The following is a 13,432-nucleotide window of genomic DNA, read 5'->3' as shown; positions in this document are numbered from 1 at the left end:
AAGGAGACAGGTATGACCAAAATGCGTCCGCTGGTGGCTGGCGTGGCCGTGTTCGCGGCACTGGGTTCTGCGCTGGTTTCAGGCACGGCACTCGCAGATACGGTGAAGGTGGCCTTCATCGATCCGCTTTCGGGGCTGATGGCCCCCGTTGGGCAAAACCAGCTCAAGAGCTGGCAGTATGTGGCCGAAGTGGCCAACCAGAAGGGTTGGGGCGGTGCGCACAAGTTCGAGGTGGTGGGCTTCGACAACAAGCTGTCGCCGCAGGAGAGCCTGACCATCCTGAAGCAAGTAGCCGATCAAGGCATTCGCTACATCGTCCAGGGTAACGGCTCGTCGGTGGGCCTGGCGCTGGAGGATGCCGTTGCCAAGCACAACGAGCGCAATCCGGGCAAGGAAATCGTCTACCTGAACTACGCCGCGGTGGACCCGGACATGACCAACAGCAAGTGCAACTACTGGCATTTCCGGCTCGACGCAAATTCGGACATGAAGATGGAGGCCCTGACCACGTACCTGGCCAAGGACCCCAACGTCAAGAAGGTCTACCTGATCAACCAGAACTACTCGTTCGGCCATCAGGTCGCGCGTGCGGCCAAGGACTACCTGAAGCGCAAGCGCCCGGATATCCAGATCGTCGGTGAAGACCTGCATCCGCTCGCACAGGTGAAGGATTTCGCGCCGTACGCGGCCAAGATCAAGGCGTCGGGCGCCGATACGGTGATCACCGGCAACTGGGGCAGCGACCTGGCGCTGCTGATCAAGGCGGGCAAGGATGCCGGCCTGACCACCAACTACTACACGTACTATGCCGGCACCACCGGCGTGCCGACCGCGATGGGCGCAGCCGGCGCCGACCACGTCAAGTACGTCGGCTACTACAACCCGAACAACGAAGGCTTCAAGGGCGCCGACATCATCGAGGGCTACAAGAAGAAGTACAACGACGACTTCTACGTAATGGCCGCCTACACCGGTGTCGCCATGCTGGCCAAGGCCGTGAAGGATTCCAATTCCACCGATCCGGTCAAGGTCGCCAAGGCCCTGGAAGGCATCAAGGTCGACAGCATGAACGGCCCGGTGGAGATGCGAAAGACCGACCACCAGGCCCAGCAGTCGCTCGTGGTGGCCACCTGGACCAAGGTCAACGGCAAGGACATCAAGTTCGACCAGGAAAACACCGGCTACGGATGGAAGACCAATGCGCTGATGGACCAGTACGTTGCCGCGCAGCCGACTTCCTGCCAGATGAAGCGGCCGGGCTGATCCTGCCCACGGCGGGCCGGCCGGCAGCATAAAGCCGGCCGCCCGATCCTGCATACTTTCGGTAGAAACCGGGGAGCGTCCGGGCATGCATGCCATGCCCGGCAGGACGGCGCTCACCCTTGTTCAAACCGGATGGCCGCGCTGTGGCGCAGTCAGATTGAAGGATAAGTTGTGGAATTCTTCGTCATCTCTTTGCTGAACGGCATCAGCTACGGGCTGCTGCTGTTCATGCTCTCCTCTGGCCTCACGCTGATCTTCAGCATGATGGGCGTGCTCAATTTCGCGCACGCGAGCTTCTACATGCTCGGTGCGTACTTTGCCTATACCGTTGCCAGCAAGATCGGATTCTGGCCGGCGCTGATCCTGGCGCCGCTGCTGGTCGCATGTTGCGGTGCGCTCGTGGAGCGCTTCGGCCTGCGCACCGTGCACAAGTACGGCCATGTGGCCGAACTGCTGTTCACGTTCGGCCTGGCCTACCTGATCGAAGAGGGCGTCAAGCTCGTATGGGGCCTGGCCGCCGTGCCATATCGCATCCCGGCCGAACTCGACGGCCCGCTGTTCACGGTATTCACCTCGTCGTTCCCGAAATACCGCGCGTTCATGATGCTGGTGTCGCTGGGCATGCTGGTCGCGATCTATCTCGTGCTCACGCGCACGCGCATCGGCCTCGTGATCCAGGCCGCGCTGACGCACCCGGAGATGGTCGAAGCGCTCGGTCACAACGTGCCGCGCGTGTTCATGATGGTGTTCGGCGGCGGCGCGGCACTGGCGGGGCTGGCCGGCGTGATCGGCGGCAATGCCTTTGTCACCGAGCCATCGATGGCGGCGGCGGTCGGGTCGATCGTCTTCGTTGTCGCGGTGGTGGGCGGCATGGGGTCGCTAGTGGGCGCGTTCATTGCCTCCATCCTGATCGGCGTGCTGCAGACCTTTGCGGTGACGATCGACGCCTCGCTCGCAGGCCTGTTCAGCAGCATCGGCCTTGCCGTCAGCGACGCCACGCCGTTCTACTCGCTGTGGAAGCTGACCGTAGCCCAGGTGGCACCGGTGCTGCCTTACCTGCTGCTGGTGCTGATGCTGATCTTCCGGCCGCGTGGCCTGATGGGAACCCGGGAGAGCTAAGCCATGGGAATCGAATCGACAATGGAACAACGCCGCGGGCCGGTCGTGACCGGCCGTACCCTGCGCTACAAGCCGCTCAATCTCGCGCGCTGGCTGATCTGGAGCCTGACGGTGCTGGTCATGCTGGTGCTGCCGCTGATCTTCACCGGCGGGTTTGCGATCACGCTGATGTCCCAGATGGGCATCATGATCATCTTCGCGCTGTCGTACAACATGCTGCTCGGCCAGACCGGCATGCTGTCGTTCGGGCACGCGGTGTACTCGGGCCTCGGCGCCTTCATTGCCGTGCACGTGCTCAATATGCTGGGCGCGGGCAAGGTGTGGTTGCCGGTGTCGATGCTGCCGCTCGTGGGCGGCGTGGCCGGCGCGTTCTTCGGCGTGCTGTTCGGCTACGTGACCACCAAGAAGTCGGGTACGACGTTCGCCATGATTACGATGGGTATCGGCGAGATGGTGTTTGCCAGCTCGCTGATGTTCCCGGAGTTCTTCGGCGGCGAGGGCGGTATCTCGACCAATCGCGTGGTGGGCGACCCGTTCCTCGGCATCACGTTTGGCCCTGGCCGCCAGGTGTACTACCTGATCGCGGCGTGGTGCCTGGTGTCGATGGTGGCGATGTATGCGTGGACCCAGACGCCGCTTGGTCGCATCGCCAATGCGGTGCGTGACAACCCTGAACGTGTCGAGTTCATCGGCTACAACACGCAGCGCGTGCGCTATCTCGTGCTGATCCTGTCGGCATTCTTCGCCGGCATCTCGGGCGCGCTGTCGGCGATCAACTTCGAAATCGTCTCGGCCGAGAACGTCAGCGCGGTACGCTCGGGCGGCGTGCTGCTCGCGGCGTTCATCGGCGGTGCGGGCGTGTTCTTCGGGCCGATCATCGGTGCAGTGGTGTTCATGCTGTTCGCGGTCGCGCTGTCGGACCTGACCAAGGCGTGGCTGCTGTACCTGGGCCTGTTCTTCGTGCTGATGGTGATGTTCGTGCCGGGCGGCATCGCGAGCCTGCTGCTGATGCAGATGCCGCTTGTGGCCAAAGGCAAGTTCAAACAGATGCTGCCGTCCTACGCGCGTGCCGGGGTGGCAGGCGTGGTGCTGCTCGCAGCCATGATCCTGACCGTGGAACTGGTCTACAAGGTCCAGGTCGACAGCGCCAACGGCACCGACATGTCGCTGTTCGGTATCGCCTTCGATGCCGGCAAGCCTGTGGCCTGGGCGGTTGCGGCCGCACTGTGGGTGGCCGGGCTGCTGGCATGGCGCATGGCGGCGGCGCGCGTGCGTGCGGCATGGGACAAGGTGCAGGGCGAAATCGCAGGAGGCAGGGCATGACAGCGGCACTGGAACTGACCGATGTGCGCAAGAAGTTCGGCCAGACGGAAATCATCCGCGGCGTGAACCTGTCGATCGGCAAGGGCGAGCGCCACGCGCTGATCGGCCCCAACGGCGCCGGCAAGTCGACCACGTTCAACCTGATCTCGGGACGCTTTGCGCCGACCAGCGGCTCGGTGCGATTGAACGGGCAGGAGATCGGCGGCCTGCAGCCGTTCGCGATCAATCGCATGGGGCTGTCGCGGAGCTTCCAGATCACCAACATTTTCCACCGCCTGTCGGTGTTCGAGAACCTGCGCTGCGCGGTGCTCTGGTCGCTCGGCTACAAGTATTCGTTCTGGCACCGCCTGTCGGCGCTGCGAGATGCGCGCGAGCGTGGCGAGGAAGTGCTCGAGCTGATCGGCATGCAGCATCGTCGCGACTCGCAGGCCGGCTTGCTGACCTATGCGGAGCAGCGCGCGCTGGAGATCGGCATCACGATCGCGGGCGGCGCCGATGTGATCCTGCTCGACGAGCCCACGGCCGGCATGAGCCGCTCGGAATCGGACCATGCGGTCGAGCTGATCCGCAAGGTCACCGCAGGCAAGACGCTGGTGATGGTGGAGCACGACATGAGCGTGGTGTTCGGGCTGGCTGACCGCATCTCGGTACTGGTCTACGGCGAAGTGATCGCCACCGACACCCCGCAAGCCATCCGCAACAACCGCAAGGTCAAGGAGGCGTATCTGGGTACCACGCTGGACGAAGCCGAGACCGAAGGAGCGCACTGATGGCAAAACGCATGCTGGAAGTCCAGGGGCTGCATGCCTATTACGGCAAGAGCCATATCCTGCACGGCGTGGATGCGCACATCGATGAGGGCGAGATCGTTGCGCTGCTCGGGCGCAACGGCGTGGGGCGGTCGACCATGGCCAAGGCGATCCTCGGCATGGTCAAGGCGGAAGGATCGGTGCGCTTCCGCGACGAGGAAATCCTCGGACGCCGTACCTTCGAGATTGCGCATCTCGGCATCGGCTATGTGCCCGAGAATCGCGACATCTTCCCGACGCTGACCGTGCGCCAGAACCTGCTGCTCGGTGAAAAGCGCAACCCGCGTCAGTCGAAGCCGCGCTGGTCCATCAACGACATGTTCCAGATGTTCCCGCGCCTGAAGGAACGCGAGAACACCGCGGCAGGCGTGCTGTCAGGCGGCGAGCAGCAGATGCTGACGCTGTGCCGCACGCTGATGGGCGATCCCGACCTGATCCTGATCGACGAGCCCACCGAGGGCCTGGCGCCGATGATCGTGACGCTGGTCGGCGACTACCTCAAGACGCTGAAGGAGCGTGGCGTGTCGGTGCTGCTGATCGAGCAGAAGCTGGCGATCGCGCTCGATATCTCGCAGCGCGTGTATGTGATGGGCCATGGCCATATCGTGTTCGAGGGCACGCCGACCGAGCTGAAGGCCAATGCGCAGGTGCGCAAGGAGTGGCTGGAGGTGTAGTGCCGCAGGTTGCGTCCGGTGCGGGCCGGACGCGCCTGACATCACACTTGTGCTGCTTGCCGGGCAACGACTTTTGCCGTCTTCGGCAACTCGAACGGCATGTCCTCATAGTCGATCAGCCGCGTCTTCCTGACGATGCGGTAGCCAAGCCACAGCGCCAAAAACACCGGTACGCCGATATACGTCGCGATGATCTCAGGCCAGCGGTTCGGGATATCCGCGAACGCCTGGTAGTTCTGTCCCGCCACGATCACCAGGCACAGCACGCCGGCGAAGATCGGGCCGAATGGATAGAGCGGCGAGCGGTAGGCCAGCGCGCTGACGTCATAGCCTTGATAGACCAGTCCGCGGCGGAAGCGGTAGTGGCTCAGGGCAATGCCGAACCACGCGAAGAAGCCCGTCATCGCCGATGTGTTCAGCAGCCACAGGTACACGGCCTTGTCACCGAACAGGGAGCTGAAGAAGCACAGCGCACCAATGGCGGTGGTGATCAGCAGCGCATTGAACGGTACGCCGTTCGCGGTCAGCTTGCCGAGCCAGCGCGGGGCGCGCCCGCTGACGGCCAGGCCGTAGAGAATGCGCGTGGACACGTACATGCTCGACGTGCCCGCCGACAGCAGCGCGGTCAGCACCACGGCATTCATCAGGCCGGCGGCAAAGGCCAGTCCCGCCTGGCGGAACACCAGCGCGAACGGGCTCACGCCGACGTCGGTCACGTCATTGCGCAGCAGGTTCGGATCGGTATAGGGAATCAGCACGCCGATGACCAGAATGGCGATCACATAGAACAGCAGGATGCGCCAGAAGGTCTGGCGGATCGCGCGCGGGATCGTCCTGGCCGGGTCTTGTGCCTCGCCTGCGGCCACGCCAACCGTTTCGGTGCCCTGGAAGGAGAACCCGGCAATCATTGCCACGCCGATCATGGCGGGAATGCCGCCCACGAACGGCGCATCGCCGATGGTGAAGTTGTGCCAGCCGGATTGCGGGCCGCCCTTCATGATGCCGAAGATCATCAGCAGGCCCACGCCCAGGAACACGATGACCGTGATCACCTTGATCAGCGCGAACCAGTACTCGGCTTCGCCGAAGCCGCGCACCGAGAACGCGTTGAGCGCGAACATCAGCAGCAGGAAGCCCGCGCTCCAGACCATGCCGGGCATGCCGGGGAACCAGAACTGCATCACCAGTTGCGCGGCGGTGAGTTCCACTGCGATGGTCACGGCCAGGCTGAACCAGTAATTCCAGCCGAGCGCAAAGCCGAAGCCTTCCTCGACATAGAGCGCGCTGTAGGTGACGAACGAGCCGGCCACGGGCATATGGACGGCCAGTTCGCCAAGGCTGGTCATCAGGCAGTACACCATGAAGCCGAGCAGGGCGTACATCAGCAGCGCGCCGCCGGGACCAGCCTGTGCGATGGAGGCGCCGGATGCGACGAACAGTCCGGTGCCAACCGCGCCGCCGATCGCGATCATGGTCAGATGGCGCGCCTTGAGCTTGCGCTGGAGGTCGTCGTGCTCGACGACCGGATGCTGGTGAGGATGAGGGTGGGAGTGGGAAGACATCAGGGTCGCTGGAACTTCGCCTGCCTGGACAACTTGTGGATGTCCGGGGCCGAAAAATGAAAAGCCGCGAGTCTAACGTGTCTTTTTTAGCGGATCGCGCGTCCGCGTCAAATAAAGTCGCATACTGGCCCTGATTCCCTGCCTCGATATTGGGAAAGTGCTGTAAGCGGCATGAGGCGTTTCCGCGATTTATTGCCTTGCCAAGCGTTTAGGCAAGGTTGGCAGCCCTGGGCCTATGCACGCGGCGAAGGGGCGAAATAAAGCGTGCGCATGGTGGTCAAATTCCGCAAAAATTAAAATTGAACGACCGTGCTATTTTGTGTATGCTGTGTTTCGCCCGTCGGCTGAAACGCTTGTCGGGCGTGGGAATGCGGAGGGTTTACCCTTCCATCGCGGCTTCGGCTGCTAGTGGTGAAGCGGCCGAGACAGGCCGGCAATGCAGCAAACAACCATATTCGAGAATTCGAATCCCGAGACAACCCAAGACACCAAAGGAACCAGCATGACAGCGCAGTATCAGGTTCAGGACGGCGTAGCCGTCATCACGCTCGACAATCCTCCTGTCAACGGACTGGGTCACAGCACCCGGCTTGGCATCGTCGATGGCATGACCCGTGCGCTGGACGATGCGGCCGTCAAGGCCATCGTCATCACCGGCGCCGGCAAGGCATTCTCGGGCGGCGCCGATATCCGCGAATTCAACACGCCCAAGGCCACGCAGGAGCCGACGCTGCATTCGGTGATCCGCGTGATCGAGGGTTCGTCCAAGCCGGTGGTGGCCGCAGTCCACTCGGTGGCAATGGGCGGTGGCCTGGAACTGGCCCTGGGCTGTAACTATCGCGTGGCTTCGAAGGGCGCGCAGATCGCGCTGCCGGAAGTGAAGCTGGGCCTGCTGCCCGGCGCCGGCGGCACGCAGCGCCTGCCGCGCGTGATCGGCCTGGAAGCCGCCGCCAACATGATCGTGTCGGGCACCGCCGTGCCGTCCGAGAAGTTCGCCGGCACCAAGCTGTTCGATGAAATCGTCGATGGCGATGTGCTGCCCGCCGCCGTCAAATTTGCCCAGAGCGTCGCGGCTGCGCCCGGCCCGTACCCGAAGGTGCGCGACCTGAAGGTTCGCCACGAGAACGCGGAAGGTTTCCTCGGCTTTGCCAAGACCACTGTGGGCGCCATGGCCAAGAACTTCCCGGCGCCGCTGAAGTGCCTGGAAGCCGTGGCCGGCTCGCTCAAGCCGTTCGAGCAAGGCCTGAAGGAAGAGCGCGATGGCTTCCTGTACCTCGTGACCACGCCGGAATCGCGCGCACTGCGCCATGCGTTCTTCGGCGAGCGTGCCGCGAGCAAGATCCCGGACGTGCCGTCGGACACGCCGGTCCGCAAGATCGAGAAGATCGCCGTGATCGGCGCCGGCACGATGGGCGGCGGCATCAGCATGAACTTCCTGAACGCGGGCATTCCGGTGACCATCCTGGAAACCAAGCAGGAAGCGCTGGACCGCGGCATTGGCATCATCCGCAAGAACTACGAGAACAGCGCCAAGAAGGGCAAGCTCACGCAGGAAAAGGTCGAGCAGCGCATGGGCCTGCTGTCGACCACGCTGTCCTATGACGACATCAAGGACGCCGACATGGTCATCGAGGCCGTGTTCGAAGAAATGGGCGTCAAGGAAATCGTCTTCAAGAAGCTGGACGAGGTGATGAAGGAAGGCGCGATCCTGGCTTCGAACACCTCGACGCTCGATGTGGACAAGATCGCCTCGTTCACCAAGCGTCCGCAGGACGTGGTCGGCATGCACTTCTTCAGCCCGGCCAACGTGATGAAGCTGCTGGAAGTGGTGCGCGGCGCGAAGACCGGCAAGGACGTGCTGGCCACCGTGATGGCGATCGGCAAGAAGATCAAGAAGACCGCCGTGGTGTCGGGCGTGTGCGACGGCTTTATCGGCAACCGCATGATCGAGCAGTACAGCCGCCAGGCCGGCTACCTGCTGGACGAAGGCGCGCTGCCGGAGCAGGTCGACCGTGCCATCGAAAAGTTCGGTTTCGCCATGGGCCCGTTCCGCATGGGCGACCTGGCTGGCAACGACATCGGCTGGGCGATCCGCAAGCGCCGCGCGGTGGACAAGCCGGACATCCAGTACAGCAAGACCGCTGACCTGCTGTGCGAAATGGGCCGCTATGGCCAGAAGACCGGCGCGGGCTGGTACGACTACAAGGCGGGCGACCGCAAGCCGTACCCGAACCAGCAGGTCAACGACATGATCGTTCAGCACTCCAAGGACCTTGGCATTACGCGCCGCAAGATTTCCGACGAGGAGATCGTCGAGCGCCTGGTGTTCGCGCTGGTCAACGAAGGCGCGAAGATCCTGGAAGAAGGCATTGCTTCGAAGGCCTCGGATATCGACATGGTGTACCTGACCGGCTACGGCTTCCCGCTGTTCCGCGGCGGCCCGATGCTGTACGCCGACCAGGTCGGCCTGTACAACGTCGCGCTGTCCATGAAGAAGTACGCCAAGGGCTACCACGGCGAAGCCTGGCAAGTCGCTCCGCTGCTGCAGAAGCTGGCGGACGAGGGCAAGGGCTTCAACGACTGAAGCCAAGGCAGCAGCAAGGCTGACGGAGGCGAACATGAGACCCGGTCCGGATGACTGCCTGCTGGTGGTCGACGTGCAGAACGACTTCATGCCAGGCGGCGCGCTTGCCGTGCCGCGTGGCGATGAGATCGTGCCTGTCGTCAACCAGCTCGCGCATGCATTCCCGCACGTGGTGCTGACGCAGGACTGGCACCCGGCGGACCATGTCTCATTTGCCGCCAACCATGCCGGCACCGAGCCGTTCCAGATGCTCGCGTTGCCGTATGGCCAGCAGGTGCTGTGGCCGGTCCATTGCGTGCAGGACACACCAGGTGCGGCATTTCACGCCGCTCTGGATGTGCCCCACGCCCGCATGGTGATCCGCAAGGGCCACCACACGCGCGTGGACAGCTACTCCGCCTTCCTGGAAGCGGACCGCAGCACGCGTACCGGACTGGCCGGCTACCTGCGCGAACACGGCGTGAAGCGCGTGTTCCTGGCCGGACTGGCGACGGACTACTGCGTGGCGTGGAGCGCGCTCGATGCGCGCGCCGCGGGCTTCGACGCCGTGGTGATCGAGGACGCGTGCCGTGCCATCGACCTGAACGGGTCGCTGGCTCAGGCATGGCAGGACCTCGCCGCCGCAGGCGTCACGCGCATCCGCTCGGCCGAACTGCTGCAAGCCCAGGGCTGAACCGAATCAACCGAACTGAAAGACACCAAGATTCCGAGGAGCAAGACATGAACGAGGCAGTCATCGTATCCACCGCCCGCACCGGGCTGGCCAAGAGCTGGAAGGGCGCGTTCAACATGACCCACGGCGCGACGCTCGGCGGCCACGCTGTGGAACACGCCATTGCGCGCGCAAAGATCGAAGCCGGCGAAGTCGAAGACGTGCTGATGGGCTGTGCCAACCCCGAAGGCGCCACCGGCTCCAACATCGCTCGCCAGATCGCATTGCGCGCTGGTTGCCCGGTTACCGTGCCGGGTGCGACCGTGAACCGCTTCTGCTCGTCCGGCCTGCAGACCATTGCCATGGCCGCGCAGCGCGTGATCGCCGACGAAGGCGACATCTTCGTGGCCGGCGGCGTGGAGAGCATCTCCTGCGTGCAGTCGGAAATGAACCGCCACATGCTCGCTGATCCGTGGCTGGTCAAGAACAAGCCGGAAATCTACTGGAACATGCTCCAGACCGCCGAGAACGTGGCCAAGCGCTACAACGTCTCGAAGGATCGCCAGGACGAGTACGGTGTGCGCAGCCAGCAGCGCGCCGCCGCCGCCCAGGAAGCCGGCAAGTTCAAGGACGAGATCGTGCCGATCACGGTGCTCGCAGGCGTGGCTGACAAGTCCACGGGCCAGCTGATCACCAAGGAAGTCACGCTCGACCGCGACGAAGGCATCCGCGGCGACACCACGCTGGAAGCCGTGTCGAAGATCCGTACTGCCATGCCCGGTGGCGTAGTCACCGCCGGCAATGCGTCGCAGTTTTCGGACGGCGCTTCGGCTGCCGTGGTGATGAACGCGCGCGTCGCCGCCGCCAAGGGCCTGCAGCCGCTGGGCGTGTTCCGTGGCTTCGCCGTGGCTGGTTGCGAGCCCGATGAAATGGGTATCGGCCCGGTGTTCGCGGTGCCCAAGCTGCTGAAGAAGGCCGGCCTGAAGGTCGACGACATCGGCCTGTGGGAGCTCAACGAAGCCTTCGCCGTGCAGGTGCTGTATTGCGCCGACAAGCTGGGCATCCCGATGGATCGCCTGAACGTCAATGGCGGCGCCATCGCCGTGGGCCACCCGTATGGCGTGTCGGGCGCGCGCCTGGTCGGCCATGCGCTGATCGAGGGCAAGCGCCGCGGCGTGAAGTACGTGGTGGTGACCATGTGCATCGGCGGCGGGCAGGGCGCGGCTGGGCTGTTTGAAGTGCTGTAAGGGCTGACCCTTGTTTGCGCCCCTCTCCCGCTTGCGGGAGAGGGGCCGGGGGAGAGGGCAGGCATCGGCAGTACTGAACGCGCCGTATTTCATGGAGACGCGGGCCCTCTCCCCAACCCTCTCCCGCAAGCGGGAGAGGGGGCACGCACGTCGTCATCCAAGGGCAGGCGCTCCTGCAAACGCAACAAACTCAGTACCGCTCCAGGGTCATTCCCATTCCATAGGGATTTCTCGCACCCTCGGACGCGCCAGCAAGACAAGAAGAACCGCGGTGCGCCACGCAGCGCCCCGCATGGAGACACCATGTCGCTGATCCTTTCCCGCCGTGACCTGAACTTCGTCCTGTACGAATGGCTCAAGGCGGACGAGCTGACCCGCATCCCACGCTATAACGACCACTCGCGCGAGACCTTCGACGCGGCGCTCGATACGTGCGAGAAGATCGCCACCGACCTGTTCGCGCCGCACAACAAGAAGAACGACCAGCACGAACCCGAATTCGACGGCGAGACTGTCACCATCATTCCGGAAGTCGGCACGGCGCTGAAGGCCTTCTGCGAGGCCGGGTTGATGGCCGCCGGACAGGACTACGAGATTGGCGGCATGCAGTTGCCGGTGCTGGTCGAGAAAGCAGGCTTTGCGTACTTCAAGGGCGCCAATGTCGGCACGAGCTCCTACCCGTTCCTGACCATCGGCAACGCGAACCTGCTGCTCACGCACGGCACGCCCGCGCAGATCGATACCTTCGTCAAGCCGGAGATGGATGGCCGCTTCTTCGGCACCATGTGCCTGTCGGAGCCGCAGGCTGGTTCGTCGCTGTCTGACGTCACCACGCGGGCCGAGTACGAAGGCGAATCGCCGCTTGGCGCGCAATACCGGCTGCGCGGCAACAAGATGTGGATCTCGGCCGGCGAGCATGAGTTGTCGGACAACATTGTCCACCTGGTGCTGGCCAAGATTCCGGGGCCGGATGGCAAGCTGGTGCCGGGCGTGAAGGGCATCTCGCTGTTCATCGTGCCGAAGTACCTCGTCAATGCGGACGGCTCGCTCGGCGAGCACAACGACGTGGTGCTGGCGGGCCTGAACCACAAGATGGGCTATCGCGGCACCACGAACTGCCTGCTGAACTTCGGCGAAGGCATGAAGTACAAGCCGGGCGGCAAGGCTGGCGCCATTGGCTACCTCGTCGGCGAGCCCGGCAAGGGCCTGGCCTGCATGTTCCACATGATGAACGAAGCGCGCATCGGCGTGGGCCTTGGCGCGGTGATGCTGGGCTACACCGGCTACCTGCACGCGGTCGACTATGCGCGCAACCGTCCGCAGGGCCGCCCGGTCGGCCCCGGCGGCAAGGATCCCGCGAGCGCACAGGTGAAGCTCGTCGAGCATGCCGATATCCGCCGCATGCTGCTCGCGCAGAAGAGCTACGTGGAAGGCGGCCTCGCGCTGAACCTGTATTGCGCGAAGCTGGTCGACGAGGAGCGCGCCGCAACCGGCGACGCCGCCGCGCACGAACGGCTTTCGCTGCTGCTGGACATCCTGACCCCGATCGCGAAGAGCTGGCCGTCGCAGTGGTGCCTGGAGGCGAACAACCTGGCCATCCAGGTCCATGGCGGCTATGGCTATACCCGTGAATACAACGTCGAGCAGTTCTACCGCGACAACCGCCTGAACCCGATCCACGAAGGCACGCACGGCATCCAGGGCCTGGACCTGCTGGGCCGCAAGGTGGTGATGAAGGACGGCGCCGCATTCCGCCTGCTGGGCGAGCGTGTGCGCGAAACCTGCGAACGCGCACTGTCGAGCGGTGACAAGGAGTTGGGCAGCCAGGCGCGCGCGCTCGGTGCCGCGGCGACACGCCTGGCGGAAGTCACCAAGGTGCTGTGGAGCGCCGGCGATGCCAACGTGACGCTCGCCAATGCAAGCATCTACCTGGAAGCCTTCGGCCACGTGGTGGTCGCATGGATCTGGCTGGAGCAGGCACTGGTCGCACAGGCTGCGCTGGCAGGCGGCGCGAGCGGTGAAGACGAAACCTTCTATCGCGGCAAGCTCGCCGCGGCCACGTACTTCTCGCGCTGGGAACTGCCCAAGGTCGGCCCGCAGCTCGATCTGCTGGCCACGCTGGACCGCACCACGCTGGATATGCAGGACGCCTGGTTCTGACCGGCGCCGCTATCCGTGCCCCCGACATAGAGAGACATC

At 64.1% G+C, this 13,432-nt stretch carries 10 protein-coding genes; 9 read left to right on the top strand and 1 reads right to left on the bottom strand.

What is annotated here, in order from left to right:
• Positions 1 to 12 precede the first annotated feature (12 nt).
• From KHO41_RS09200 to KHO41_RS09180, 5 genes are all read left to right on the top strand, one after another.
• On the top strand, positions 13 to 1,263 hold the full coding sequence (locus KHO41_RS09200) for a branched-chain amino acid ABC transporter substrate-binding protein (RefSeq protein WP_211952983.1): 1,251 nt from the start codon (positions 13 to 15) through the stop codon (positions 1,261 to 1,263).
• A gap of 171 nt (positions 1,264 to 1,434) precedes the next feature.
• On the top strand, positions 1,435 to 2,382 hold the full coding sequence (locus tag KHO41_RS09195) for a branched-chain amino acid ABC transporter permease (protein WP_211952982.1): 948 nt from the start codon (positions 1,435 to 1,437) through the stop codon (positions 2,380 to 2,382).
• Positions 2,383 to 2,403: 21 nt separating this feature from the next.
• Positions 2,404 to 3,705 carry a branched-chain amino acid ABC transporter permease gene (locus KHO41_RS09190; protein ID WP_244873761.1) on the top strand — a complete coding sequence of 434 codons (1,302 nt, stop codon included), beginning with the start codon at positions 2,404 to 2,406 and terminating at the stop codon, positions 3,703 to 3,705.
• Positions 3,702 to 4,475 (top strand): ABC transporter ATP-binding protein, encoded by a 774-nt coding sequence (locus KHO41_RS09185; protein WP_211952980.1) that lies wholly within the window; start codon positions 3,702 to 3,704, stop codon positions 4,473 to 4,475. The genes KHO41_RS09190 and KHO41_RS09185 overlap by 4 nt, the downstream gene beginning before the upstream one ends.
• Positions 4,475 to 5,188 carry an ABC transporter ATP-binding protein gene (locus KHO41_RS09180; RefSeq protein ID WP_211952979.1) on the top strand — a complete coding sequence of 238 codons (714 nt, stop codon included), beginning with the start codon at positions 4,475 to 4,477 and terminating at the stop codon, positions 5,186 to 5,188. The genes KHO41_RS09185 and KHO41_RS09180 overlap by 1 nt, the downstream gene beginning before the upstream one ends.
• 41 nt (positions 5,189 to 5,229) lie before the next feature.
• Here KHO41_RS09180 and KHO41_RS09175 read toward each other — a convergent pair whose 3' ends face one another.
• Positions 5,230 to 6,750, bottom strand: coding sequence for an amino acid permease (locus KHO41_RS09175; RefSeq protein WP_211952978.1), 1,521 nt, complete (start codon positions 6,748 to 6,750; stop codon positions 5,230 to 5,232).
• A gap of 502 nt (positions 6,751 to 7,252) precedes the next feature.
• Here KHO41_RS09175 and KHO41_RS09170 point away from each other — a divergent pair.
• The 4 genes from KHO41_RS09170 (at position 7,253) to KHO41_RS09155 (ending at position 13,393) form a co-directional block, all read left to right on the top strand.
• Positions 7,253 to 9,334, top strand: coding sequence for a 3-hydroxyacyl-CoA dehydrogenase NAD-binding domain-containing protein (locus KHO41_RS09170; protein ID WP_211952977.1), 2,082 nt, complete (start codon positions 7,253 to 7,255; stop codon positions 9,332 to 9,334).
• A gap of 34 nt (positions 9,335 to 9,368) precedes the next feature.
• Positions 9,369 to 10,007, top strand: coding sequence for a bifunctional nicotinamidase/pyrazinamidase (pncA, locus tag KHO41_RS09165; RefSeq protein ID WP_211952976.1), 639 nt, complete (start codon positions 9,369 to 9,371; stop codon positions 10,005 to 10,007).
• A gap of 47 nt (positions 10,008 to 10,054) precedes the next feature.
• Positions 10,055 to 11,233, top strand: coding sequence for an acetyl-CoA C-acyltransferase (locus tag KHO41_RS09160; protein ID WP_211952975.1), 1,179 nt, complete (start codon positions 10,055 to 10,057; stop codon positions 11,231 to 11,233).
• 303 nt (positions 11,234 to 11,536) lie between these two features.
• On the top strand, positions 11,537 to 13,393 hold the full coding sequence (locus KHO41_RS09155) for an acyl-CoA dehydrogenase (RefSeq protein WP_211952974.1): 1,857 nt from the start codon (positions 11,537 to 11,539) through the stop codon (positions 13,391 to 13,393).
• Positions 13,394 to 13,432 lie beyond the last annotated feature (39 nt).

The sequence above is a fragment of the Cupriavidus numazuensis genome, assembly GCF_905397435.1.
In the GTDB taxonomy this organism is placed as follows: domain Bacteria; phylum Pseudomonadota; class Gammaproteobacteria; order Burkholderiales; family Burkholderiaceae; genus Cupriavidus; species Cupriavidus numazuensis.
The sequence above is the reverse complement of the archived record's forward strand: the minus strand, read 5'-3'. Positions and strand labels throughout refer to the sequence as shown.